Origin of the sequence: Flavobacterium sp. 102, from assembly GCF_003634615.1 — a bacterium.
Classification (GTDB): Bacteria; Bacteroidota; Bacteroidia; order Flavobacteriales; family Flavobacteriaceae; genus Flavobacterium.
On sequence record NZ_RBKX01000001.1, the window covers coordinates 1,230,485 to 1,256,713 of the forward strand.

At 37.2% G+C, this 26,229-nt stretch carries 21 protein-coding genes and 1 tRNA gene; 3 read left to right on the forward strand and 19 right to left on the reverse strand.

Annotation, left to right across the window (positions count from 1 at the left end; genetic code table 11):
- Positions 1-4: 4 nt before the first annotated feature.
- The 4 genes from C8C84_RS05495 to C8C84_RS05510 all read right to left on the reverse strand — a co-directional run bounded on the left by C8C84_RS05495 (position 5) and on the right by C8C84_RS05510 (position 4,316).
- Positions 5-418 carry a hypothetical protein gene (locus C8C84_RS05495; protein ID WP_121312583.1) on the reverse strand — a complete coding sequence of 138 codons (414 nt, stop codon included), beginning with the start codon at positions 416-418 and terminating at the stop codon, positions 5-7.
- On the reverse strand, positions 419-2,254 hold the full coding sequence (locus tag C8C84_RS05500; protein WP_121312584.1) for an energy transducer TonB: 1,836 nt from the start codon (positions 2,252-2,254) through the stop codon (positions 419-421). It lies immediately after the preceding gene.
- Positions 2,251-2,622, reverse strand: a complete 372-nt coding sequence (locus C8C84_RS05505) for a BlaI/MecI/CopY family transcriptional regulator (protein WP_121314978.1) — start codon at positions 2,620-2,622, stop codon at positions 2,251-2,253. Before C8C84_RS05505 ends, C8C84_RS05500 begins: the two co-directional genes overlap by 4 nt.
- 305 nt (positions 2,623-2,927) lie before the next feature.
- The gene (locus C8C84_RS05510; protein ID WP_121312585.1) at positions 2,928-4,316 is read right to left on the reverse strand and encodes a dipeptidase; all 1,389 of its coding nucleotides are present in this window, start codon (positions 4,314-4,316) and stop codon (positions 2,928-2,930) included.
- Between the two features lie 106 nt (positions 4,317-4,422).
- Between C8C84_RS05510 and C8C84_RS05515 the strand changes: the two genes are divergently transcribed.
- Positions 4,423-4,504 (forward strand) — tRNA-Leu (locus C8C84_RS05515).
- Positions 4,505-4,655: 151 nt separating this feature from the next.
- Positions 4,656-5,420, forward strand: coding sequence for a hypothetical protein (locus C8C84_RS05520; protein ID WP_121312586.1), 765 nt, complete (start codon positions 4,656-4,658; stop codon positions 5,418-5,420).
- Between the two features lie 112 nt (positions 5,421-5,532).
- Here the strand turns inward: C8C84_RS05520 and C8C84_RS05525 are convergent, their stop codons facing one another.
- The 7 genes from C8C84_RS05525 to C8C84_RS05555 all read right to left on the reverse strand — a co-directional run bounded on the left by C8C84_RS05525 (position 5,533) and on the right by C8C84_RS05555 (position 12,342).
- A complete protein-coding gene (locus C8C84_RS05525) occupies positions 5,533-7,299 on the reverse strand; it encodes a DUF885 family protein (RefSeq protein ID WP_121312587.1) in 1,767 nt (588 codons plus the stop codon).
- A 67-nt stretch (positions 7,300-7,366) separates the two neighbouring features.
- Complete coding sequence (locus C8C84_RS05530) at positions 7,367-7,729, reverse strand: nuclear transport factor 2 family protein (RefSeq protein ID WP_121312588.1); 363 nt, start codon at positions 7,727-7,729, stop codon at positions 7,367-7,369.
- A gap of 74 nt (positions 7,730-7,803) precedes the next feature.
- On the reverse strand, positions 7,804-8,712 hold the full coding sequence (locus C8C84_RS05535; RefSeq protein ID WP_121312589.1) for a pseudouridine synthase: 909 nt from the start codon (positions 8,710-8,712) through the stop codon (positions 7,804-7,806).
- Between the two features lie 207 nt (positions 8,713-8,919).
- The gene (locus tag C8C84_RS05540; RefSeq protein WP_121312590.1) at positions 8,920-9,846 is read right to left on the reverse strand and encodes a geranylgeranylglycerol-phosphate geranylgeranyltransferase; all 927 of its coding nucleotides are present in this window, start codon (positions 9,844-9,846) and stop codon (positions 8,920-8,922) included.
- A 55-nt stretch (positions 9,847-9,901) separates the two neighbouring features.
- The gene (locus C8C84_RS05545) at positions 9,902-10,840 is read right to left on the reverse strand and encodes a mevalonate kinase (RefSeq protein ID WP_121312591.1); all 939 of its coding nucleotides are present in this window, start codon (positions 10,838-10,840) and stop codon (positions 9,902-9,904) included.
- 37 nt (positions 10,841-10,877) lie between these two features.
- Positions 10,878-11,228 carry a four helix bundle protein gene (locus tag C8C84_RS05550; protein WP_121312592.1) on the reverse strand — a complete coding sequence of 117 codons (351 nt, stop codon included), beginning with the start codon at positions 11,226-11,228 and terminating at the stop codon, positions 10,878-10,880.
- Positions 11,229-11,259: 31 nt separating this feature from the next.
- On the reverse strand, positions 11,260-12,342 hold the full coding sequence (locus tag C8C84_RS05555; RefSeq protein WP_233549729.1) for a diphosphomevalonate/mevalonate 3,5-bisphosphate decarboxylase family protein: 1,083 nt from the start codon (positions 12,340-12,342) through the stop codon (positions 11,260-11,262).
- Positions 12,343-12,616: 274 nt separating this feature from the next.
- Here C8C84_RS05555 and C8C84_RS05560 point away from each other — a divergent pair, with 274 nt between their 5' ends.
- Positions 12,617-13,093, forward strand: coding sequence for a TspO/MBR family protein (locus C8C84_RS05560; protein ID WP_121312593.1), 477 nt, complete (start codon positions 12,617-12,619; stop codon positions 13,091-13,093).
- Positions 13,094-13,144: 51 nt separating this feature from the next.
- On the opposite strand, the gene C8C84_RS05565 is transcribed toward C8C84_RS05560, so the two are convergent.
- From C8C84_RS05565 to C8C84_RS05600, 8 genes are all read right to left on the reverse strand, one after another.
- Positions 13,145-15,460: a T9SS type A sorting domain-containing protein gene (locus C8C84_RS05565; protein ID WP_121312594.1), complete on the reverse strand. Its 2,316-nt coding sequence runs from the start codon at positions 15,458-15,460 to the stop codon at positions 13,145-13,147.
- Between the two features lie 69 nt (positions 15,461-15,529).
- Positions 15,530-16,027: a nuclear transport factor 2 family protein gene (locus tag C8C84_RS05570; protein ID WP_121312595.1), complete on the reverse strand. Its 498-nt coding sequence runs from the start codon at positions 16,025-16,027 to the stop codon at positions 15,530-15,532.
- A complete protein-coding gene (locus tag C8C84_RS05575; RefSeq protein ID WP_121312596.1) occupies positions 16,024-17,241 on the reverse strand; it encodes an NAD(P)/FAD-dependent oxidoreductase in 1,218 nt (405 codons plus the stop codon). The genes C8C84_RS05570 and C8C84_RS05575 overlap by 4 nt, the downstream gene beginning before the upstream one ends.
- Positions 17,238-17,885 carry a glycerophosphodiester phosphodiesterase family protein gene (locus C8C84_RS05580; protein WP_121312597.1) on the reverse strand — a complete coding sequence of 216 codons (648 nt, stop codon included), beginning with the start codon at positions 17,883-17,885 and terminating at the stop codon, positions 17,238-17,240. The genes C8C84_RS05575 and C8C84_RS05580 overlap by 4 nt, the downstream gene beginning before the upstream one ends.
- Before the next feature lie 2 nt (positions 17,886-17,887).
- The gene (locus C8C84_RS05585; RefSeq protein ID WP_121312598.1) at positions 17,888-19,561 is read right to left on the reverse strand and encodes an alpha-amylase family glycosyl hydrolase; all 1,674 of its coding nucleotides are present in this window, start codon (positions 19,559-19,561) and stop codon (positions 17,888-17,890) included.
- A gap of 3 nt (positions 19,562-19,564) precedes the next feature.
- The gene (locus tag C8C84_RS05590; RefSeq protein ID WP_121312599.1) at positions 19,565-21,928 is read right to left on the reverse strand and encodes a TIM-barrel domain-containing protein; all 2,364 of its coding nucleotides are present in this window, start codon (positions 21,926-21,928) and stop codon (positions 19,565-19,567) included.
- A 95-nt stretch (positions 21,929-22,023) separates the two neighbouring features.
- Positions 22,024-23,853 carry a glycoside hydrolase family 13 protein gene (locus C8C84_RS05595; RefSeq protein ID WP_121312600.1) on the reverse strand — a complete coding sequence of 610 codons (1,830 nt, stop codon included), beginning with the start codon at positions 23,851-23,853 and terminating at the stop codon, positions 22,024-22,026.
- A gap of 59 nt (positions 23,854-23,912) precedes the next feature.
- The gene (locus tag C8C84_RS05600; protein ID WP_121312601.1) at positions 23,913-26,219 is read right to left on the reverse strand and encodes a glycoside hydrolase family 65 protein; all 2,307 of its coding nucleotides are present in this window, start codon (positions 26,217-26,219) and stop codon (positions 23,913-23,915) included.
- Positions 26,220-26,229 lie beyond the last annotated feature (10 nt).

Sequence of the window (26,229 nt, forward strand, 5' to 3'; positions counted from 1 at the left end):
TATTTTACATTGCTATTTCCGAAACCAATTCGCCTTTTTCGTATTTTTTGATGCCAATAACTTTACCGTTTGGGTCAAAAAAAGTCCATTCTCCAATGATATACCAATGCGTTCCGTCTTGTTCTTCTACCATCATCGATTGACCGGTTGAAGTAATATCGCCTTTGTGATCAAAAGTTTTAATGTGGCAAATGCCATTCAAATATCTCTCGGTCTTAACTAGTTTTCGGTTTTCGTAATATCTCCAAGTTTTGATTTCTATACTCTTTTTGTATCGTCCTTTTGATTTGTATTGAATGCCGTTTACCGTGTCTTTGTAAACCCATTTTCCAACGCGGTCATGATTTACCGTTTTATTGATTTTACAACTGCAAACCAATAAAAAAAGCATCAAAAAGGATAGAATTCTCCAATTCATCTACTCAGATTTTATGGAAATTGGCAAACTGTACATTGTTCTCACCGGTTTTCCGTCTATTTTTCCCGGTTTCCATTTGGGTGAATTTTTCAAGACTCTTTCGGCTTCTTCTCCAGTACCGTAACCCATGTCTCTGAGGATTTTTATGTTGGATAAACTTCCGTCTTTCTCCACGATGAAACTGGCAAAAACCTTTCCTTTTAGTTTGTTTTTGGTTACTTCTTCCGGTATTTTATAGTTGGCGCCAATGTATTTGAAAAAGGCTTCCAGTCCTAATTCAAACTCGGGTTTTTCAGTCAATTCAGCTACAGATTTAACATCACTACTGTCTTTTTTTATGGGTACTTCCGGATTGTAGGTTGGTTTTGGTTTCTCGATAATTTTACTTTTTTTGACTGTATCTTTGACATATAAATTATACTCTTCCTTTCCTTTGGTATGCCAAACGATTGTGTCCGGATTGCTTTGGTTTAGGATTTCATCGACTTTGTTTTTTTTGTAATTTGAGATGACCATTTTTAAAGTGTCATTTCCGAAATGCAAATGGCTGTTTTTTAGATTTTCGTCAAAATATTTTTTGGTATACAACGTGTATTGGTATTCTTGAGGAAAACGTTTTGAACGGGCATTTTTGTGCACAAAACTATAAGTATAATGCGAAAAATCGGTTCTCTTGTACTTTTGAATCTCGGCTGCGCTACTTGTTTTGCCATTAATCCACACCGCCATATTTTTGGTTTTCATTTTCTGAAACAAAGGTTCCGGAATTTCTTTTTCGATAATCATATCGGGAACCCAACTCAAATACTTTCTTTTTTCTTCAAGGGTTAGTTCTTCATACATTTTGTCAATCGTTGTACCGTTCCTTGCATCTTTCAAAATGACTCTGACGTTGGAGTAATAACGATCTCTAATCTTATCTTCATTAGTTATGCTTTTTTCAGCCTTATTTGTTGTCGGTAATGCTGTTTCTTGCGCCACAATTTCCACACAGCATAAATAAATCAATCCGAAAATTATGGGTAAAATGGTTGCTTTTTTTAGCAAAGCCAATGTTTTAGAAGTGTTTTTAGTCATCATGATTAAGCGTTTTTTGGTTACTAAATAATTCAAATTACTGGCCAAGCAAATCGTTGGGTTCTTACTTCCTTTTTGCAATAGCAAGCTTTGGTAAAACGGAATATTATTATAGGTTACCACCACTTTTTCATCGGCGAGGAATTCATGGTTGAGTTGGATGGCTTTTTTATAGAAATAAAATAGAGGATTGAACCAAAAAACGGTTTTCAAAGATTCAACAAACAAGATATCTAACGTGTGTTTTTGAGTAACATGAACCAATTCGTGGGTGTATAATTCGTCTTCAATTTTTCGCAGATTGTAGTCGTCAAAATTGATAAAAATAGAATTCAAAAAAGTATGTGGAAGTATTTTTTCATCAATTAAAACCAATTGCGCGTTTTTGTATTTTATAATTGGATTGGAATTTGATTTTGAAGTTAGTTTCCAAATGTTTTTACCGAATCTGAACACAAGAATAAGTGTTGTCAATCCATATAAACCCCATAAAAAAAGTGAAGTATAATTGATGGTTTCGGTTGCCGGAACGATTTCAGGTGAAATTGGAATCGGCATGTAAATCGGTTCTGGAATTGCTGTAACCGGAATTTCTTTGATTATTTCAAAAGTTATAAACGGAAGCACGAGTGAAATTGCAATCGAAAACAATAAGTAAAACCGATTGAATTGGTGCATTTTTTCTTTTTCTAGTACTAAATGATAGAAACCAAGAAAAACGATTAGGCCTATGGTTGATGTAATTAGGAAGTCGGTCATTTTTTCTTTTTTTGAAGTTCAACATCAATAATTTTTTTTAGGTCTTCTAATTCTTTTTCCGATAAATTGGTTGAAGTCGTAAAGAAGGAAGCAAACTGAGAAGCCGAATCGTTAAAGAAGTTTTTAATCAATCCGTTGACGTGTTTGGAGAAATAATCCGATTTTTTGACTAACGGATAATATTCTCGTGAGTTTCCATATTCGTTGTAAGCCACAAACTTTTTGTCAATCATTCTTTTCAAAAGTGTTGCCACGGTTGTCGTTGCCGGTTTGGGTTCGGGAAAGGCTTCTAATAAATCTTTCATGAAGGCTTTCTCCAATTTCCACAAATGTTCCATTAATTGTTCTTCTGAATTGGATAACTGCATTGTGCTGAGGTTTTTAACATTAACTCTACAAATGTAGAATAAAAAATCAATTCTACAACTGTAGAGTAAAAATTTAACATTTACGTCTAATTTATTATGGTTTGCGTTAGGGATTGAAGCATTGTTTGAGCTCTCCCGATTTTTATCGGGAAGCGAGTGCGTAAAGCCCGCCGCTATTGCTTGTGTTTGGTTTCTGTTTAAGAAAGAATTTCTGCAATAGTGAACGCCCAACAAATAAAAAATCCGTTTATTCAAAAAAGGAATAAACGGATTTTCTTTGTGACTTTGCGTCTTTGCGAGCAATATTACTTACTCAACTCCACAAAATATTTATAAAACAATGGAATCGTTTCAATCCCTTTTAAGTAATTAAATACTCCGAAATGCTCGTTAGGCGAGTGAATTGCATCAGAATCTAAACCGAATCCCATCAAGATAGTTTTTGATTTTAATTCTTTTTCAAATAAAGCCACAATCGGAATACTTCCGCCGGAACGCACCGGAATGGCTTGCACGCCGAAGGTTTCTGTATAGGCTTTGTTCGCGGCTTTATAACCAATGCTGTCAATTGGCGTTACATAACCTTGTCCGCCGTGATGCGGTGTTACTTTTACTTTTACCGCTTTTGGAGCGATGCTTTCGAAGTGGTTTTTAAATAATTCGGTGATTTCTTCCCAGTCTTGGTTGGGTACCAAACGCATCGAGATTTTGGCGTAAGCTTTGCTCGCAATAACCGTTTTGGCACCTTCGCCGGTATAACCGCCCCAAATTCCGTTAACGTCTAAGGTCGGACGAATCGAGTTTCTTTCATTGGTTACATAACCGGTTTCACCATAAATATCGGCGATGTCTAACGCTTGTTTGTATTTGTCTAAAGAGAATGGTGCTTTCGCCATTTCAGCTCTTTCTGCAGCGGAAAGTTCTTCTACTTTGTCATAAAAACCGGGAATGGTAATGTGGTTGTTTTCGTCATGCAACGAAGCAATCATCTTAGTCAACACATTAATCGGATTGGCTACAGCGCCACCGTATAAACCTGAATGTAGGTCGCGATTTGGTCCGGTTACTTCTACTTCTACATAACTCAAACCACGCAAACCGGTTGTAATTGATGGCTGTTGGTTGGATATCATTCCGGTATCAGAAATTAAAATCACATCGCAACTTAGTTTGTCTTGGTTTTTTTCTACGAACCAGCCTAGACTTTTGGAACCCACTTCTTCTTCACCTTCAATCATGAATTTCACGTTACACGGAAGCGAATTGCTTTGGATCATGTATTCAAAAGCCTTGACGTGCATGTACATCTGACCTTTGTCATCACAAGCGCCACGGGCAAAAATCGCTCCTTCCGGATGGATTTCAGTAGTTTTGATTACCGGTTCGAATGGAGGCGAAGTCCATAAATCAATTGGATCCGGCGGTTGCACATCATAATGACCGTAAACCAGAACCGTTGGTAAATTCTTGTCGATGATATGTTCCCCAAAAACAATTGGATAACCCGGCGTTTCGCAAATTTCTACAAAGTTACAACCGGCTTTTTCCAAGCTGGCTTTTACGGCATCGGCGGTGTTGATTACGTCTTGGGCATAAGCGCTGTCGGCACTTACGGAAGGGATTTTTAGGAGTTCAATTAACTCATTTATAAAACGTTCTTTGTTTTGTTGAACGTAATTTTTGATGTTGTCCATGGGTTTAAATTTGTTGTGCTTCAAAAGTACAAAATTGAGCGTTATTTTTTTTAATAATTTTCCTTTGAAAGTTTGAAGTTATGATTATATTTGCACTCACGATTTTGCGGGTATGGCGAAATTGGTAGACGTGCCAGACTTAGGATCTGGTGCCGCAAGGCGTGTAGGTTCGAGTCCTATTACCCGCACAATAAAGCTCTAACGAAAGTTGGGGCTTTTTTATTGTTACCAATTGGTTAATAATATGTTTACAGTTTGTTCTTTTAGAGTGTTTTAATTTTTGAAAATTCGATTATTTTTACAGCATCAATACTAATTTGAGGTAAATCTTTTATTCTAATGAAAGGGAAAAAGCTTATGATAACTGTGGTACTTGGAATTTTTGGATTTGTTTTGTTAGCACTGTCGGGGTATTTGCTATATAGAAATAGTTCCAATTCCATTTCGGCGGAAAAACAAAAACAGTTGGAAGAAGCTATTAAGCAAATTGAGGTGTTGAATGCGGAAATTGTTGAAAAGGATAAAATTGTTGACGAAGCAGAGCAAAAAATAAAAACCCTAAGATTTGATACTTTTACCTTATCTGCCGGGCAAAATATTCCCATTATAGAAATTGTGGATAACGATTTAAGTGAAGAAAGTTCGACTGAAGACGGTAATAAGAAAGTACATAAATTAATGTACAATCACCAAATCAAATTCTCCTTAGTCAATGCCGGAAAAAGTTCCTTGAAAGATGTAATATTCTCTATAAAAGATGATTACAACAAAGGCAAAGAAAAAAGGAAAATGGTCAAAGCCGTGGCGAGTGTTGATTATTTGGGTAAAAAAGTGAATGATGCGGAAATGGGCGAGTATGAAAATATTGAAGTCAATACGCTTAATTTAAAATCGAAGAAGCTACTTTACACCAGTAATTTGCCGAGTAGTTTTGGCGTTGCCGATTATCAATACCATGTGATTGTAGAATGGAGTCAAGGGTTTTACCAAATGTTTATCAAGATTGATGAAGTCGACGGAAAGTTAAAATACAATTATGAATTTTTTGATGTCAATGGGAATACGATTGATTTCAATAATCTCGAAAACAACATTAGTAACTAATAAAAAAAGCCTCTCAGTCGAGAGGCTTTTTATTTAAAATTTAAAAACTCCAGCGCGCCTGCTTGCTCCTTTACTAAAAATGTTCACTGAATATTTTTTTTTAAGTTCGGCCCTATTTTCCGGTGGTAATCCAGTTGTTAATTTTCTTTTCCAATAAGGCTAAAGGCATCACGCCCGATTCTAATACTTTTTGGTGGAAGACTTTGATGTCGAATTTATCTTTCATCTTTTCTTCTGCTTTTTTGCGCAATTCTAAAATTTTTAATTGCCCAATTTTATACGACAATGCCTGACCCGGAATAGCCATATAGCGTTCAATTTCGGCGATGATACTGGCTTCGCTTTCGGCTTCATTTTCCAATGAATATTTGATAGCTTGTTCGCGTGTCCAACCTTTACTGTGTATTCCGGTATCAACAACCAAACGAATCGCACGATGCATCTCGTTACCCAACATCCCGAAATATTGATACGGATCTTTGTACAATCCCAATTCTTTTCCTAGACTCTCCGTGTATAAAGCCCAACCTTCGCCATAAGCGCCAAACCAATTGAACTTTCTGAAATCAGGTAAAAGTTCGTTCTCTTGTTGGAGTGAAATTTGGAAATGATGTCCCGGAATCGCTTCGTGCAAAAACAAATCCTCATCGCCATAATAATTGTAATTGGCTACATCCGGAATCGGAACGTAAAACGTGCCCGGTCTACTGCCATCGGCGGCGCCTTGAGAATATTCGGCACTTGCGGTATTCTCTCTAAAAGCTTCCGTTCTTTTAATTCGGAAGGCGGTTTTGGGTTGTAAAGAGAAAAATTTATTCACATTAGGTTCAATGATTTTGTGCACTCTTTCAAAATTAGCAATTACCTCTTCCGGCGTTTTGAAAGGCTTTAATTCGGGCTTGTTTCTCACATGATCAAAGAATTCGATGATGGTGCCTTTGAAACCTACTTGGGCTTTTACTTTTTCCATTTCAGCTTTAATACGCGCCACTTCTTTTAAGCCTAATTCGTGAATTTCTTCGGGCGTTTTAGTAGTGGTCGTCCATTGTTTTACATAGACTTTATACAAGTCAGCTCCGCCTTTCAAACTACCAATTCCGCTTGTGGTTCGGCAAACCGGAACGTAATCGGATTTCATAAAAGTAATAAGCTTTTGAAATTGTGGTGTAAGTTTGGTGTTAATTAAGTCGGCATAAGCTTTGGAAAATTGGTCTTTTTGCTCTTGCGTAAAATCAGCCGGGAATTTTTTGCAGCTTGAATAGAATAAATTATCTTCAACATTGGGCGTTATTACGTCTTGAAATTGCGGAATTATTTTTTCTGCTAAAGCTTTTGGCAAGACTACTTTTTCTTGAATTCCTTTTTTCATATACACCATTGCCGAGTCAATCCACACCGTGTAGGCATCCATTCTTTTTAGGAAGTTTTGATAGTCTTTTTCGGTTTTAAACGGTTGGGCACTTTCGGCACTTGCGTATTGGCCCATGGTTAAATGCGTTCCCCAAAATTGATGAATAGGAGTCAAATTGGCATTTTGTTTTAATAAATCTTTACCAATGGTAATTTCCCATGAGATGATGTCGAAACTGTTTTTTTCTTCTTCTGATAATGAAGTAGTATCAATACTTGCCAGTTCTTTTTCATATTTTGCGTAAAATTCAGCTTGCTTTTTTCGGTGGGAATCAGTCATTTCAAAAATCAGTTGGTCATTGAATTGGCTTTGACCGTTTTGAGTAGCTTCTAAAGGGTTTAGCGCATTTTTGTAATCAAAATAGGTTTTGGCAATGGCATTGATATCACCTTGTTTTTCTTCAGTTTTGCAGCTTACAAAAAAAAGTGACGATAAAATTGCCGAAGAAAATAAATATAAGTTTCTCATGGTTAATGGTTTAGTTGAAGTAAAGCTATTGGTTTTTGGTCAATTGAATTGTTAACAGAATGATAAATTATCCGTGATATACTCGTGAAGCAATGATTCTGTTTTCTTTGATTTCCAATACTTCGGCGACTAACATATCGGCTTCGTTTTCTACGGTTCGAATGTATTCCATAAAAACGCGGTCGGAATTGGAAGTCAAAGAAGTTACTCTGTAGTTTAAAGTCGGTAAACGGTCAAACGCCTCTTGCCACCACGTGCGTAAAGCGTCTTTTCCGGTGACTAAACCATTGGTTTCCGGATGGCGGATTTTTAGTTTAGGGCTAAAGTGTTCCGCTTCGTCATCGTACAAGGACAATAATTTTTCGAGGTTGTGTGCGTTGAAAGCTTCAAACCAAAGATGGGCAATTGAGAGATTTTTTTCTGCTGACATATTGTTAGAAATAAAAAATTCTCTCGTTAATCGAACGAGAGAATTTTTATAATGGTAAATGTATGATAATTTTTTTAAACGTTTTTCAAATTGATAATTTCCTGTTCAGTCAGGAAACGCCAATTGCCACGCGGTAAATTCTTTTTGGTCAAACCGGCGAAAGCCACACGGTCGATTTTCAATACATCGTATTTGAAATTTTCAAAAATAGCGCGAACCACTTTTACGTTAGGAGTTCTCAATTTTAACCCGATTTCTGTTTTAGGTTCGCCTTCGATATACGAGATTTCGTCTACGTATAATTTGTGTCCGTCTAAAGTTACACCATTGGAAATTTTCTCTAAATCTTCAAATTTCAAATTCTTGTCTAAAGAAACTTGGTAGATTTTAGCTGATTTTTGATTGGGTAAGCTGAATTTTCTAACCATATCGGTATCATTGGTAAAGATCAACAATCCGGTAGTGTTTTTGTCCATACGTCCAATCGGTTGGATTTTGGCGTTCGTGGCACCACGAACCAATTCCAATACATTTCTGTAATCATCATTGTCTTCGTTAGAAGTGGTGAAGTTCTTAGGTTTGTTCAGCAAAATGTATTCTTTGCGTTCCGGTGTTAAAGTCGCACCGTCAAAGTTGACCACATCGCCCGGTTTTACTTTATAACCCATTTCGGTGATGACGATATTGTTCACTTTCACATTTCCGGATTGGATGTAAATATCAGCATCACGACGCGAGCAAACGCCCGAGTTGGAGATGTATTTGTTTAAACGAATATCATCCGATTTCAAAGGTTTCGGGACATTGTTTACTGCTTTAGCAGGTTTTTGGGTTTTTTTTGCAGCGGCATCGTCAGTGGTTGGCTTGGCTTTTTTCGGGCCTTGCGCTCTTTTTTGCATGGCTGGTTTAGGCTTATTAGAGCTTGGTCTCGAACTGTTCGGACGTGAACCACCTCTTTTGTTATTGCCTTCATTCTTGTTCATAAATTCTGTAATTTAACTTCGTTCCGTTCGGCCATTTTGGCCTCGGGTGGGTGCAAAGATACGTTTTTAAAGAGTACAAAACTAAGGATTGAATTAGCCCAGAAAATATGAAATTAAAAGGAAGACAGCTAATGACTGTCAGATAATTTTAGTTTATCACAATATTCTACCGAATGTCCACAGGACATTCTCCTCTTAATATCAAACCTAACGAACAATGGTTTCCACCATTTTTTTGCCGTGAATTAAGACCGACGGATCGATAAGTACAATGCAAAACACGCCTGAAACTACTAGGAATTTCAAAATGTTGTGTAGTTTTAGGTAATCGGGTTTGGAGTTGGATTTCCAGAGTTTTTGCAGAAAAAAAATCAGGATAATCATGCTGATGTAAAAGTAGATATCCATGTAACCGACTTCAAAAACTTCGACCAAATAATAGATGGGAATGATGGTGGAAACGGTTAACAGCGTGATTACTTTTTTGGAAAAAGCTTCTCCGAAAAGCACCGGAATGGTTTGATAATCGTTGGCAATATCACCTTTGATGTTTTCTAAATCTTTGATCATTTCTCTGATTAAAATCAATAAAAAGAGAAAAGTGGCATGCGCAAATATCTGCGGATATAAATTTTTATAATACAAAAGAATCGCGAAGAAAGGCAAAACGGCTAGAAATGAAGCAGTCAGATTGCCTATGATGGTGATTTTTTTGAGTTTGTGCGAATAGAACCAAATCAGGAAAATGTAAACGGAGAAAAATAGAACCGCTCGAAAAGAAACCAAGAAAGCTAACAAGAAGACTATGAAATTTACTGAAAAATAGACCTGTAGTTTGGTTTTTTGACTGACCAATCTGTCTAATTGGGATTTGTTTGGACGATTGATTAGGTCTTTTTTGCTGTCGTAAAAATTGTTGATGATATAACCCGAAGCAATGGTCAAACTGGAAACTAAAACGATGATAAACAAGTTGAAATCGAGCAAAACATCGAGTGCTCTTTTTTCGGGAGCCAAAATGAATATGGCCGATAAATATTGGGCTAAAGCAATTACGGGAATGTTGTAACCGCGCACTACAGAAAACATGCTGATGATTTTCAGTAAGGTGTGTTTGGTTTTTCGGCTTAACATTTTGCATACATTAGTCCTTCGACTGCGCTCAGGATGACAAAAGTGGATTTCATGTTTAAAACTGGTAAACCACTTCCAATTTGTAATCTTTCAGGGATTTTTTGGCCTTTTCTAAATCTTCGGTAAATCCTAGAATATAACCGCCGCCGCCGGAACCGCAAAGTTTTAAGTAGTAATCATTGGTGTCAAGTCCTTTTTGCCAAACGCCGTGAAACGCTTCGGGAATCATTGGCTTGAAATTGTTTAAGACTACTTTAGACAATTGTTTGGTATTGGCAAACAAAGATTTCATATCGCCGCCGAGGAAATTTTCCACGCAAGCGTCGGTGTATTTGATGAATTGTGATTTTAACATTTTTCGAAAACCTTCTTCTTTTAGGTTTTCCATGAAGATGTTCACCATTGGAGCAGTTTCGCCTACGATTCCGGAGTCTAACAAAAACACAGCACCTTTTCCGGTCGCACTTTGAGACGGAATGCCGGTGGCTTCGATATTGTCTTTGGAATTGATCAAAATCGGAATGCTCAAATAGCTGTTTAATGGATCAAGACCGGAACTTTTTCCGTGGAAGAATGACTCCATTTGGGAAAAAATCGTTTTTAACTGCAATAATTTCTCACGGGTTAAATTCTCTAAAACCGTGATTTTGTCGTTGGCATATTTGTCATAAATCGCCGCCACTAAAGCACCGCTGCTGCCAACACCATATCCTTGCGGAATACTGGAATCGAAATACATGCCGCGTTCTACATCGGTTTTTAAAACTTCAATATTGAAAGTTACTAACTCGGGTTGGTCTTTTTGAAGTTGGTCCAAATAGGTTACAAAACGACGCAAACTCGCGTTAGATTTAATCGCTTCTTCGGATGGATTTTCGTCCACTTTCAAAGCGCCGTTGTAAAAATTGTAGGGAATGGATAAACCTTTAGAATCCTTTATAATTCCGTATTCTCCGAAGAGAAGAATCTTTGAGTAAAATAATGGTCCTTTCATATGTTTTAATGGATAATTAACAATGGATAATTGATAATTATTTTGTTTTTGACGTATTAATTATACTAGTTAGTAACTTTAATAATTCTACTGCTTTTGGTTTTATATTTTCAAATTCGGCTTGATTTAAATATTTGGTTTCAAACAATAAATCTATCCAATATTCAGTTTCGTTTGCTTCTTTAAGGGAAATAGATAATTTATTTATAAAATCTGCTTTGCTTTGAGCATGTTCTGCTTCTCTGACATTGGCTCCAATTGATGTTCCAGAACGTAACAATTGTTTTGACAAAACAAACTCTTTCCTTTCAACTAAAACTTTATAAAGAGAAACAACTTCAATCGCAAAAGAAAATGATTTCTCCTTGATAACGTTTTTCTTCTCCATGTTCTAATTTTGCATTATCAATTATCAATTATCAATTATCAATTATCAATTGACTTCCAAGTCCAATCGCATCACAAATATAGTTACCATTTTGACAATAGCCAACTAATTCTGTAGTAATAAATTGCATTGCCTGAACTCTAACGTTTTCGGGATACAAAATATGTACGTTGGCACCGGCATCTAAGGTAAAACATATAGGAATATTCGTTTCGTTTCTAAACTTCCAAATTTCATTGATGATTTCCAATGTATTGGGTTTCATTAGGATAAAATAAGGAATCGAGGTCATCATCATCGCGTGAAGTGTCAAAGCTTCGCTTTCGACTATCTTTATAAATTGGGTTAAATCGCCGTTTTCCAAAACTTTTTTGATAGCCGATAAATTTTCGTGTGCTTGCGCAAATCGTTGTTCAGCAAATGGATGATTGTGCATTAAATCGTGTCCCACCGTACTTGAAACTTGCTTTTCGCCTTTATCCACTAAGAGAATAGTATCTTGGTAATTCTTGAAATTGTCGTGAATCTTCGATGGAAATTCCACTCCGAACAAATCTGAGCTTCCATTGATTTCAGCATGATTGCCCCAAACGACAACACTTCCTTTTACACTTCTGCAAGCGCTTCCCGAACCTAATCGGGCTAAGAAAGAAGCTTTTTGGTTAAAGAAATCGTCTGTCATTTCCGTCCCGAAGTTTCGGGATAAAGCTTTTTCCAAAGACATAATATTCATCGCCAAAGCAGCCATTCCTGAAGCGGAAGAAGCAATGCCTGAACTGTGCGGAAAAGTGTTTTCGGTATCTATCGTGAAATGATAATCTTTCAGAAAAGGACAATAGATTTCAATACGTTCTAAGAACTTTTGGATTTTCGGTTTGAAATCTTCTTTGGGTTGGCCTTCAAACAGCAAATCGAAAGAGAAATTACTATTACTCTCTTTTTTGGCGAAAGCCAATTTGGTAATTGTTTTACAATTGTTCAAAGTAAAACTGACTGAAGGATTGGCCGGAACCTGATTCTCTTTTTTGCCCCAATATTTGACTAAAGCAATATTACTAGGTGCACTCCATTGAAAACTTCCGTTTTCGATTACTGTTGAAAATGGTTTTGTCATAAAATCCTTTTCGGACAAGAGCTTAAGCGAATTACTGGAAGAAAGCATAGATTTGATTTTAACTTCGTTCAGTTTGACCAAAATTGGTCTTGAGTAAGCAAAGATAATTTTTTCTTTTTTGAATTGACAAATAGACTTAAGGAGTTTTGATTTTAACCGCAAAGGAAACAAAGAGATACGCAAAGTTCACAAAGAGCATAGTGTTCCTAGTCCTTTCCTCTTGTGCTTAGTGGTTAAACTTTAGTATATTTGACTAAAATTAAAACTTATCGCCATGCAAAAGATTTTAAGAATAGTCCTCGTTGTAGCAACATGTTTGGTTATTGGTTACTTATCCGGAGTAGTTACTCGTGAAAGTATTACGACTTGGTATCCGACATTGATTAAGCCTGTTTTTAATCCGCCGAATTGGATTTTTGCCCCGGTTTGGACAGTACTTTACATCATGATTGGTGTTGCAGGCGGCATGATTTGGAACCGAATGGAGACTGATGAAGAAAATGTCAAAAAGGCTTTTAAGTTTTTTATGTACCAATTAGGGTTGAATGCGCTTTGGTCTTATTTGTTCTTTGGATTGCACAATCCGTTATTGGCTTTGATTGAAATCATTTTGCTTTGGTTAGTGATTTTTGAAACCTATACTCAATTTAAGAAAATTGATAAAGTCGCCGGAATGTTGTTTGTTCCGTATTTGGCTTGGGTCAGTTTTGCTACCGTACTCAATGCGAGTATTTGGTGGTTGAACAAATAAAAAAATCCCGTCTTTTATTGAGACGGGATTTTTATTTCTATGAATATTCGATTATTGAATTATTAGTTTTTTGATGGTTTTCAAGTTGTTTTCTGTATTGATTTCTACCAAGTAAACTCCTTTTGATAAATCGGATAAATCAATTGTTGTTTGATTATCAGATAAAGAAGAAATTGTTTTTATTTTTTTGCCAATAATGTCGTAGAAGACAATTTCTTTGAGGTTTTCGGCTACATTGGATAGATTTACGGTAACCAGTTCGCTTGCCGGATTAGGATACAAAATAATATTATTAGCTTCAAAAGTCGGAATACCCAAACTTTCTACAAATTCTGTATCGAATCTATTGGTCACAATTGCCGGATTGTAATCAAAGAAAATGGAAGCCGTATTCGGAATAATATCACCAATGGCATAACCTGATTTTGGTTTGATTCTGAAATAAACATAGCCATGACCATCACTGATGTTAATACTGCTTGGCGGCAAATTGATGTCGAAGAAATGCCAAGTCAGTTGATTGCCTTCACGTCTTGTGTTTACTGTATGGCTGGCGTTAAGCATTTCAAAAGTGTTTTCGTCTAAATCGGCATGAAGTACATCTTCCACTCTGATAAACTCTGCGTTGGCCGTTCCGGTATTTTCAAAACGAATGGTGTAATACAGATAATCATTGGCAGTAAAATGGTCAAAAACTATTTTGCCCCCGCGAGATTCGGCTTTGTCATTTGGGTCATAAGAACCCACAACCGTTAGGGTAAAAGAGGAAGAATTGTTAGCGAGGTTGGCATCACCATCAACTTGAATTGAAGCGCTATTGGTTAATAAATCTCCTAAATTGACAGTTGGTATCGTTGGAACTTGTAGCGTTACAGTAATATAACGAATTTCATTATAGGCTAAATTGGTAAAGTCATAAGTAAATCCGGTACTTGATGCTGTTGTTCCTGTTTGCGAAATTGAAACTATGGTTACATTTGGGTCTTTGGTAAATGTCAAAGTACCATTTGAAATTGTTCCAAAACTATTGTTTGTATAGCTTACTACAACATCATATGTAAATCCCGGTCTAGGTTGGTTTTGTGGATAAACATAACAAACGGCGTCAATATAAGATTGGTTGGTAGTAATTGGAAAATACAAGTAATTTGCGCCACTTCCGTCGGGTAGTGTTACATTTGTATAAGAGGCATTGGACACATAATAATTGGTCAATTCGCTATTCACAGCGAAATTAATATCATACGAGTTCAGAGGGTTATTTTCATAGATATAATAAGAACCATTATTCGAACTTCCATAAAGATTATTACCTGAATCATTGATTTGATACACAAAATTACCTTGATTAAAATTGAACTCTCCGGTGTCTTTGATGCCATTGTTATTACTGTCTAAGAAAGCGTTTAATATTAAAGCTTCAGCACAGTTTCCACTATTGACACAATCTAACATACAAATGGTTAAAGGTTCAGACCAAGGACTGTTTACTCCAATGTCACAAACTTTTCTAACATATACCGAATAACAGGCATCCGGTAATAGTCCTGTGAAAATATAGGAATTTAAAGGAGCTTGTACGACTATTGAGTTGTCTTCTGTTGGTGGAGGAGCGCCATAAGGAACAATTGAAATTCGGTTGAAAATGTAACCTATAAAGCCACCCGAATTACTCCAATTTAAAGTAAATGAAGTAGGAGTGATGTTGGTTGCCATTAAATTACTTGGCGCCGGACAGGCTTCTCCGCAGTTGTATGTATTCAATGTTAATGTTGTAACTGAAAAACAGGCATTTTGAGTATTTTCAACTCTGGCATATAGTATTTGTATTCCGGGACTAATTAAGGGGATATATCCGCCATCAAGTATAGCGTTAGAACCAGTTTCAGCATCAGCTATTGTTTCATAAAAGGTTATGGTAACACTTGGATCGCCATTAATTATTTGTGGTATGGCATCATTCAAATTATATATAGGCAACTCATTGGTGTCGCAAAACTGTAATATTGCCGAATTGACAGTAGGTCTGGGTAAAACCCTAATATCAACCGTAGCCACATTGACATCATTGGTTGAATTGTTTACTATTCTAATGCCCAACGTTTGGATAGCGGGTTGGATATTACTATAATTGTTTGCATTGATAATCGGATTTGTATTATTCAGAGCGTTAGCATAGGAAGGATAATAAGTAATGGTGTAATTACTTTCAACAACAGCAGCTAAAATTTGTGATGTTAATTGGGTTAAATCAAAAACAGCATATTGATCATTGTTATCATCACATTGAGAAATCGTTGGATATGAAGGTAGAAATTGTGCATTAGCCGTAACAGCAAACAACAATAGAAGTAGTAGTTTTTTCATCCGTTAGTAATTTTGAAACCCAAATTTAACTGATTTTGAGCAAACTACTATATAAACATAAGAAATTTTTTAATGTAAACTAATCACTTTAGCAATTCTCCATTGGTCATTCACTTTTTTCCAAAAAATGGTAAACCGACTGATTTTTTTGGGCTCATTCGGTGGATTGGTGTTGTTGCTGAAGGAATGCAAACCAATTTCAATCGCGCCATAATCTTTAATCGGATAAACCTCAATACTGCCTTTTACCAATGTTCTGGTTACTTTACCGCAGATATTTTTTTTGGTGCCTTCCAAGATATCTTTTTTTGAATTGGATAAGCCGCCTTGGTCATGGTAAAACTCAATATCATCTGAATAGAAATCGGCATAAATTTCAAATTTACTATCACAATTATTGTAAGCGTCAAAAAATACACTGTCAAGTTTTACAATAGCTTCATACAACTCGGGATTATCCGGTTGGTAGTTTTTCGTTAATTGAAAACTATTTGATTTTGGCGTACTACAACTCTCTAGGAAAAGAATAGCTATAAATAGTACTGAAATAGTGATTGTTTTTTTCATGATGAGGTAATTGAATTCGCTGCCAAAAATCCACTTGTCCAAGCATTTTGAAAGTTAAAGCCGCCCGTAATCGCATCGATATTGACAATTTCGCCTGCAAAAAATAAATTTTCGTGTAACTTGCTTTCCATTGTCTTAAAATTGATTTCTCTTAAATCAATGCCGCCGGCGGTGACAAATTCTTCCTTGAAAGTACTTTTGCCATTCACTTGAAATTGCCCGTTGGTGAGTTGGTTCGCCAAATTGGTCAATTGTATTTTAGTCAAATCAGCCCATTTCGTTTCATTTGAAATACCGGAAGCCAACACCAAACTTTCCCACAATCGATTCGGAAACTCGAAAGGCGATTTTTTACTGACTACTTTCTTAGCGTGTTCTTGTTTGAGTTCTTTTAAAGTTTCCATCGCTTCTTCAAAAGTAACATCGTTGAGCCAATTGATTTCGATTACAAACTGGTATTTTTTTTCCGCCAAAATAATCGCGCCCCAAGCCGAAAGTCTCAGAATTCCGGGACCCGACATGCCCCAATGCGTAATCAATAATGGTCCGGAAGCTTCTAGTTTAGTAGCTTTGACTTTCACATTGGCAAAAGCTGAAACACCCATCAAATCTTTGATTCGAGTATCTTTGATGTTAAAAGTAAATAGCGAAGGAACCGGAGGAATAATTGTGTGGTTCATACTTTCGAGTAGTTCCCAAATTTTAGGATTGCTACCGGTAGTCAGGACTAATTTATAACAAGAATAAGTTTCGTGATGGGTTTCTACTTTCCAGTAATTGTCGCCTTTAAAAAGTGATTGTACACTTTGACCGGTAAGCACATCGATTTTCAATTTCTGGGTCAAGCCCAAAAAACAGTCGATGATAGTTTGAGAGGAATCCGATGTCGGGAACATCCGGCCATCATCTTCTATTTTCAATTCTACGCCATGCTTTTCAAACCATTCAATCGTATCGCCGGAACAAAATTGGTGAAACGGACCGCGCAATTCTTTTTCCCCACGCGGATAAAATTTGACCAAATCATTCGGCACAAAACAGGCATGAGTTACATTACAACGTCCGCCACCGGAAATACGCACTTTTTCCAAAACCGTTTTGCCACGTTCTAAAATGGCAACTTTTAGCTTCGGATTGTTTTCAACGATATTGATAGCTGTAAAAAAACCAGCTGCACCGCCGCCAACAATTATAATGTCATAGTTTGAGTTCATAGTCTTTCCGGAAAATCTGTAATAATACCGTCAACGTTTAACGATTTGACAAAGGTAATAGCTGTAGGCTCATTTATCGTCCATGGAAAAACTTTAAAGTGCTTTTCTTTTATTTTTTGAATGTTTTCAGCGGTTATCAAATGATAATAAGGATGAATCGAATAGGCTTTAATAAATTTGGCGAAAGCCAGTGCCAAATCTAAGTCGGTTTCTGTCAAAACCCCAATGCGTATATCCTCATCGTGAAAACGCACTTCCTGCAAAGCATTCCAATCGAAACTCGAAATAAGAATTTTGTTCTTGTCGAAAATGTTCTGGTCAATCAAATCTAATACGCCTTGGGTTGCCGAAAACACTTTGATTTCAATATTAATTTCGCATTGATTGTGAACCAATTCAAATACGTCTCTTAAAGTTGGAATACCTAATTTTCGCAATTCTTTGGCACTATAATCAGTTACCAAACCAATGCTAGAAGTCGTTCGATCGACGGTTGTGTCGTGAATAACCATTGGCACTTTGTCTATGCTCAATTGTATGTCTAGTTCAATCATGTCAACGCCTAAATCAATGGCTTTTTGGAAAGAATCCAAAGTGTTTTCATCAGCATGACCTTTCGCACCGCGATGACCTATTTTGAGCATGGTTATAGTTTTTCGAGTAAAACTATCGTAAAATTAGTATCTAAATTTACTTTTCCGTTTTCTACTATAACAGATAAATTAGAATAAGCATCTCTGATTTTAGTGCCATTGGCAAAAATAGTTCCGACTGAGATTTCTTTCGGGCCTTTTGGTAAATCCAAACCAACAACTACTTGGTCATTGAAATTGCCTTTAGTATACGTTCTGCTGAACACATAAGGTGATTGCGAAATCATTTGGTGCACTCCGGCGCCAACCGCAGGATGGTTACTTCTGAATGTTCCCAAAAGTTTGTAATGCATCAATAATTGGTTTTTGATTCTGTCAAATGATAAATCATCCCAATTCATAAACGAACGCAAAGTAGCATCGCCTTGTGCGCCTTCGATTTCGAGTGAACGAGCAATTTCGTCACCATAATACACTTGCGAAATTCCGGGAGTCAATAGTAATTTGGTGCCGGCTTCGAATATTTTTTCGCGTTTTTTGTCAAAAGGATAACCATCGTCATGCGAGGTAACATAGTTCATGACTGTATTGCCTTTTAGGTCGTTTTGCAAGAGGTTAGAATATTTGGAAAACAAATCTTCATAGTTCATTTTGGCCTCATTTCTAAAGTCGAAATTGATTAATCCGGTGAAACCGTTGGCATAGTAATCGACTTTTTTGTCTCCGAAATCATATTGTTTTTTGGCACCGATATTATAACCGTAAACTTCGCCAACAGTAAAGAAATCGTTGTTGTCTAAGACTTTTTCCGGATTTTTTTTCTTGAAATCGGTGAAAGCTTGGTCACATACCTTTTTGAAATCAGCCCAAACATCTTCTCTGGTATGTTTTACGGTATCAACACGATAGGCGTCAATGCCATAATCGGTAATGTAATCTGAAAGCCATTTCATGATGTAATACTTCGGAGCACGAGGATAACCGGTTTTTTTGAAGAAAGCATCCAATTCGGCCACCTCTTGTTCGTAACGGCCTTCTTTTTTCCACTTTTCAATCAACATTGGCGGTAAAGCCACATTGGCATTGCTTTCGGTTAAAACATCCGGAAGGTTTTCTACCAACGTACAATTGATGTAAGTGTCGTATGATTTATAGGTGCATTTCGGCGAAGTTCGAACCCAATCACTCGGATACGCAGGATCCAATTCGGTTACCGGACCAGTGTGATTTATAACCGCGTCCAACATGATGCGAATACCTTTTGCGTGTGCTTTTTCGACTAGTTCTTTTAAATCTTCTTTGGTGCCAAAACTCGGATCAACCGCCGTCCAATCTTTGGTCCAATACCCGTGAAAGCCATAAGTGTTTCCGGTGCCTTCATCGACTGAACCGTGAATTTGCTCCACGACCGGCGTCATCCAAATGGCGTTGATTCCCAAATTGGTAAAATAACCTTCGTCGAGTTTTTGAATTACGCCACGAATATCGCCGCCTTCAAAGCCACGCAAAACTCCGGTGGGTTTGTTGCGGTTGATGATTTTGTCATTTTCCGGATTGCCGTTTTGGAATCTATCAATCAATAGAAAATACACATTGGCACTTTCCCAAATGAAAGGTGTTTGAGTTGACGCTTGAGTGGTTGTTGGTTGTTTGGCAGCTACTTCTTTGGTACATTTACAACCAAAGAATAAAAGCGAAGCCGATAGGGTAAGCAGTATATTTTTCATAGTCTAATATTCAATTTTAATTTCAGAAGCAGTTCCTTTTTTCCATTCTACCGGAATTTGTAAAGGTTCGTTAAAGGTTTTAAACAGCATTTCATTGCCATTTACAAAAATGCGTTTGGCTTTGATGTTGTGAATTAACACCAAAACCGTTTTATCAGTCGACGAATAGTTTTTACCAACAGTTGATGTTAGTTTTAGAACCAATTCCTTGCCATTGTTATTGCTATTGAAATTTAATATTTCGTATTGTCCTTTTTCAAAAGCTTGTGGTGTTTCACCATTGTCGTTGTACAATTTACCGGAAGAAGTTTTCACGGTTTCGTCAAAATAAAAATGCAAATTGAAGTTGTCAACCGTATATTTTGAAGTGTTTTGAATGGTTTCAATCATAGGCACAAAACTACCGCCACGAACGAAAGTTGGAATAGTTGTTTCTTCTACTTTTACCGATTCTGTTGCGCCGGCATTGTATTTTTTACCGGTATAAAAATCAAACCAATTGTTGCTTTTTGGAAAATAAACTTCCGTCGAAGTTACACCTGATTTTGTGATTGGTTTTACTAAAAATGCATTGCCCCAAAAATAACTTTCCTTTTCGTTGAGCAGTTTTTCATTCGTTGGTTCTTCAAAGAATAACGGTCGCATTAATGGCGTTCCTTTTTGGTTATTTTCAAATGCCAAAGTGTAATTATAAGGCAGTAGTTGGTAACGAAGTTCAACCGATTTTTTGGCTTTGGCTTTGGTGATAATATCTTTTCTGGAGACTTCTGAAGCGACTTCTTCCTGCGCGTGCGGACGGAAAATGGGGTTAAAAACGCCGTATTGCAACCAACGCAAATACAATTCGTTATCAAAATAATCTCCGGCAAATCCGCCTAAATCCGAATGCATATACGCCATGCCTTGCATTCCCATTTGCATCGCGATTTCCATTTGTGATTGCAATCCGCCCCAACTTCTGGATACATCGCCACTCCACGGCATCATACCGAATCTTTGCGAACCCGAATAACCGGCACGCATTAGGATAAATGGACGTTGGTTTGGAAAATCTTTTTGGTAACCATCGGCTATTAATTTGGCCCAATTGTGACCATAAATATTGTGTACTTCATCTGCTTTTCCGGCAGCGGTCATTGCTTTGGAAGGAAAAACTTCAGGTTCACCCAAATCGCCCCACATGCCGCCGACACCTTGATTGATTAATCGTTTGTAAACATTCCAAAACCATTGATTGCCTTCGGGTTTGAAGATGTCAACCACACTTGTATTTCCGAAGTAGAAATCCCAAGTGGCGGGTTTCCCTGATTTATCTGTGACCAATATTTTTTTATCGACTGCTTCTTGCCATTTTGATGAGGTTGTTAAGATAAATGGTTCTGTAATTAGAATGGTTTTAACACCTTTGGCATTCAAATCGGCTATCATTTTCTCCGGATTCGGGAATTGGTCTTTGTCCCAATCGAGGTTGCCCATAGTGCCTTTAATTGATTTACCAAACCAATACAAGTCTAATATGATTGCATCAACCGGAATGTTATCGGCTTCAAATTTTTTGATGGTGTTTTCCACTTCATCTTGCGTATGATACCCAAATCGGCTCGAGAAATTTCCGAAGGTCCAGCGTGCCGGCATGGGTTGTTTTCCGGTCAAATCAGTATAATTGGCTACCAAATCTTCCCAAGTATCGCCTACAATTATTTGATAAGTTTTTCTTCCCGAAATGGTTTCGTATTCTAAAGTATTGTTCTTTTTATTGTCTAAATCCAAATAGCCAATCGCAGCGTTGTCAAAATGCACCGCGTATAATTTAGAAGATAAAACAAGCGGAATACAAAAGTTCATCAATTCGGCTTTGGTTTCATAACCATAATGCGCTCTGTTATACAATTGCAAACGATTACCACGGCGATTCATGCCTAGGGCACGCGCACCACCGCCAAATAAAACTTCTGAATTGTCAAGATTGAATTGTAGAATTTCGGTGCTGTCTTTTTTAATGTAGCCGTTTTTCTCGGACAACAAGACTTTTCCTTTGTTGGAATAAGTAATTCTGAAAGGCGATTTGTTAATCACCATCGTAATGTCTTTTGTAGAAAGCAAAACGGAGTTATCTGTTTTAGAAACGGTTGCTTTCACTTTTTCGGGAGTTTTGATTACCGCATGCGAATTGGTATTGAAAATTTCCCCATTCGGGACAAAAGAAGTTTCAATAATTTTATCAGAATAAGGTTTTATGCGATAAGTTCCGTCACTGGTTTTTACTTCCAATAGGTTGTTTTTCCAGCTGTGGGAAAGGTATTTTCTATTCGCATTTTGAGCAAATGAAAATGTGGTAATTAATAATAAGAGTAATAGCTTTCTCATTTTGTTTAATTAATCTCGCAGAGGCACAAAGGCACAAGGCATTTTTTATTTATTTTGCGTCTCTGCTCCCGAAGGTTCGGGATTGCGAGACTTATTTATTTTAATTCTAAGACTAAAACCGATTTTCCTTCAATAGTCATATCTTTTTTCAAATCGAAAGAAGCATCGCTTAACACGTCTTTTCCGGATTTATAATGGTTTAAATTCTCTTGAAACCTGTTGGTTTTGAAAGTTTGTTTTTCGGGGCTATTATTTACCAAAACCATCACGCTTTCTTTTTCGTTGTGACGGAAATAAACATAAACGTTGTTTTCCGGGATGTAATGTGTTGTTTTTCCGAAATGAATCACTTCTTTATTTTTTCTCCAGTTGAATATTTTGGCGGTGAAATCATAGAATTTGTTTTGTTCTTCAGTTCTTCCGGCTTTGGTGAAAGCATTATTGGTATCGCCATTCCATCCGCCGGGAAAATCATGACGAATGTCGCCATCGCCTTTGCCTTTGTCACCGGCCATCGCAATTTCGGAGCCGTAATACAATTGCGGAATTCCTCTAACAGTGGCCAATATGGTCATTGCCATTTGGTATTTTTTGAAATCGTTTTTATAAGCTTGATTGATACGATTGGTATCGTGATTTTCAGCAAAAATTAGGATGTTGTTTATGTTGGGATACAAAAAGTCATTGGCTAAATTATCATATACTCTAATCATTCCTTTGTCCCATTCGCCTTTGTCTTCGTTGAACACTTTTTCCAAAGCATTGTATAAAGTGAAATCCATTACACTTGGCAAATAGGAATTATAGCTTTGAATGGCGCCAATTTTACTATCTTTTTGCCAAAAAGCCATTTGGGCTTGGTCTTGCATCCAAACTTCTCCTACGATATTGAAATGCGGATATTCGTCGGTAATGGCTTTGGTCCATTTGGCAATGCCCACTTTGTCATTGTAGGAATAAGTGTCTACACGGAAACCGTCTAAATCAGCATATTCAATCCACCAAATGGCGTTTTGAATCAGGTAATTTAAGACCAAAGGATTCGACTGATTCAAATCGGGCATCGATTTTACAAACCAACCATCCATGCAATATTTTGCATCGCGTTCAGAAGCATTGGTGTCAAATTGCGTAGTCATTCTGTAATTAGAATTCGTGAATTCCGGGAATTGGTGAACCCAATCGCGTGTTGGTAAATCTTTGTACATCCAATGTTGCCAACCCCAATGATTGGTCACGTAATCCATAATGTTTTTCATGCCGCGTTTGTGTAATTCGGCACTCATTCGAACATACTCTTCATTGGTTCCGAAACGCGCATCGATTTTATAAACGTCGGATTGACCGTAAGTGTGGTACGAACCTCTTTCGTCGTTGTCTTCGCAAAGTGGCGTTGGCCAAACGGCTGTCACACCAAGCGATTGGATATAATCTAAGTTTTTGATGATGCCTTCGATATCGCCGCCGTGTCTTCCGTTGTCTTTTGAACGGTCCATTTTTTCAGTTAGCAAAGCGTTGTTGTCGTTGTTTGGATTGCCGTTAGCAAACCTGTCCGGCATTAAAAGATACATCACATCGGAACTGTCGTAGCTTTCGCGGAAGCGGGAATTTTCTCTTCTTGCTTTAAGCGAATAATTTTGGGTAAATGTTTTTTTGCCATTTTTAAACGTAAAGACAAAATCCTGAGCCGGAATATTTTTCGTTTCAATAGTTACAAAAACATAATTCGGGTTTTCTGTTTTTTGAATGCCTTTGATGATGATGCCGTTGGAAACGGTGACTTCGTTTTGAGCAATATTTTTACCGTAGAACATAATTTGCACCTCGGAAAGCGTCATGTCATTCCACCAAAACGGCGGTTCAACTTTGTCAATTTGGGCGAAAGCTGAAACAGAAATCAAGAGAGAGAAGAGTAGTTTTTTCATAGGTTTATAAATAAAAAACCCTTTCAGAATTGCGTCCGAAAGGGTTTTAGTTGATTTAATTATACAGTCACCAAACTATTCGGTTCCACCAAAATGGCTGTGCCGTTTACGAAAACCGAAATCGCTTTTTCGCCTTCTAGGGTAAAGTTGGTTTCGTTTTGATGAACAGAAACTTTTAAAATTTGGTGTCTGAAATTGATTTTGAATGAATAGCCATTCCATTCTTTTGGAATTCTTGGTTCGAAATGCAAGGTGTCATTTTTGATACGCATGCCGCCAAAACCTTCCACGATACTCATCCAAGTTCCGGCCATTGATGTGATGTGTAAACCTTCTTCGACTTCTTTATTGTAATCATCCAAATCCAAACGCGACGTTCTTAAATAGAAAGTATACGCTTGTTCCATTCGGCCTAAATTAGCGGCTTGAATCGAGTGAACGCAAGGTGATAATGAACTTTCGTGAACGGTGTAAGGTTCATAAAAGTCGAAATGTTTCTCTAGTTGTTCTTTGGTGAAATGATCTTCAAAGAAGTAGAAACCTTGTAAAGTATCGGCTTGTTTGATATAAGGCGAACGCAAGATTCTGTCCCAAGACCATTTTTGGTTGATTGGTCGTTGTGATTTGTCTAAATCGTGCACTTTGACCAATTCTTTGTCTAAGAAACCGTCTTGTTGTAAATAGACGTCGTGCTCTTCAGAATAAGGGAAATACATATGGTCAGCCACTTTTTTCCAATGTTGGATTTCGGTAGCTTCTAATTTTACTTTACTCATGATTCGAGCAAAATCAGCAGCGTATTCTTGTTTTACTTTTTCGATTTGCTCGATGGTATAATCGATACACCATTTGGCAATATAATTCGTGTAAAAGTTGTTGTTTACATTGTTTTCGTACTCATTCGGACCGGTTACGCCTAAAATTACATACTGATTTCTATACGTTGAAAAAGTAGCTCTTTGGTGCCAAAAACGAGCAATACCAATTAAGACTTCCAAACCTTTTTCAGGAATATAACTGTAATCTCCGGTGAATCGGTAATAGTTAAAAATGGCAAAAGCAATCGCTCCGTTTCGGTGAATTTCTTCGAAAGTGATTTCCCATTCGTTATGGCATTCTTCACCATTCATAGTTACCATTGGGTATAATGCAGCGCCATTTTTGAAACCCAATTTCTCGGCATTTTCAATGGCTTTGCCCAATTGGTTATAACGATAAGCCAATAGGTTTCTAGCAACTTGTTGGTCTTTAGTAGCCATGTAAAACGGAATACAATAGGCTTCCGTATCCCAATAAGTCGAACCGCCATATTTTTCTCCGGTGAATCCTTTTGGACCAATATTCAAACGAGAATCTTTGCCTAAATAGGTTTGGTTCAATTGGAAAATATTGAAACGAATACCTTGTTGGGCTTTTACATCGCCTTCAATAGTGATGTCGCTCATTTCCCAGATTTTTGCCCAAGAATCGACTTGGTTTTGTAATAAAGTATCGTAGCCTAAAGACAATGCTTTTTCGATTACCTTTTGTGCAGCCGGAATTAATTCGGCAGAAGAATGGTTCATCGAAACAGTGTAACCGCCTAACTTTTGAAAGGCTATAGTATCACCTTTTGAAACCAATTGCTCATAAGTGAAGACCACTTTGTCTGAAGTGGTGTCTACGAATGTTGGTTCGGCGTTTTGATTTTCGTTATTGATGAAAATGCTATTGTGCATATACGTTGCTACTTCAAAATGTGTTTTGAAAGTTCGCGCTACGACAAAAGCTTCGTTATTTTTATGTTGGGTTTCCAATGGTTCCCAGAATTTCTCTTCCCAGTTGGCATCTTCGTTGTGCACGCCGGCATCCAAATAAGGTTTGAAAACGATAGTCGCCTCATTATTTTTTGGAGTGATTTCGTATTTGATTACGCCCAATTCGTCTATATCCAAAGACAAAAATCTTCTAACATTGACGTCGATTTCGATTCCGTTGTTCAAAGTGGCCGAAAAAGAACGATTGTACCAACCTTCTTTCATGTTCAGTTCGCGTTTGAAGTTGGTGATTTTGCAAGCCGCAATGTCAAGCGTTTCGCTATTGATTTCGACTAGAATTCCAATCCAACTTGGTGCGTTTAACACTTTAGCGAAGTATTCCGGATAGCCGTTTTTCCACCAACCCACTTTGGTTTTGTCCGGATAATAAATTCCGGCGATGTAACTTCCTTGGAAAGTATTTTCTGAATAGAATTCTTCAAAATTGGCTCGTTGACCCATGGCACCGTTTCCGATACTGAATAAACTTTCCGAGGATTTTACTCGTTCTAAATCAAATCCTTCTTCAATAATCGACCAGTTATCTGGTTTGATATAATCTTGGTTCATTGTAATTTTT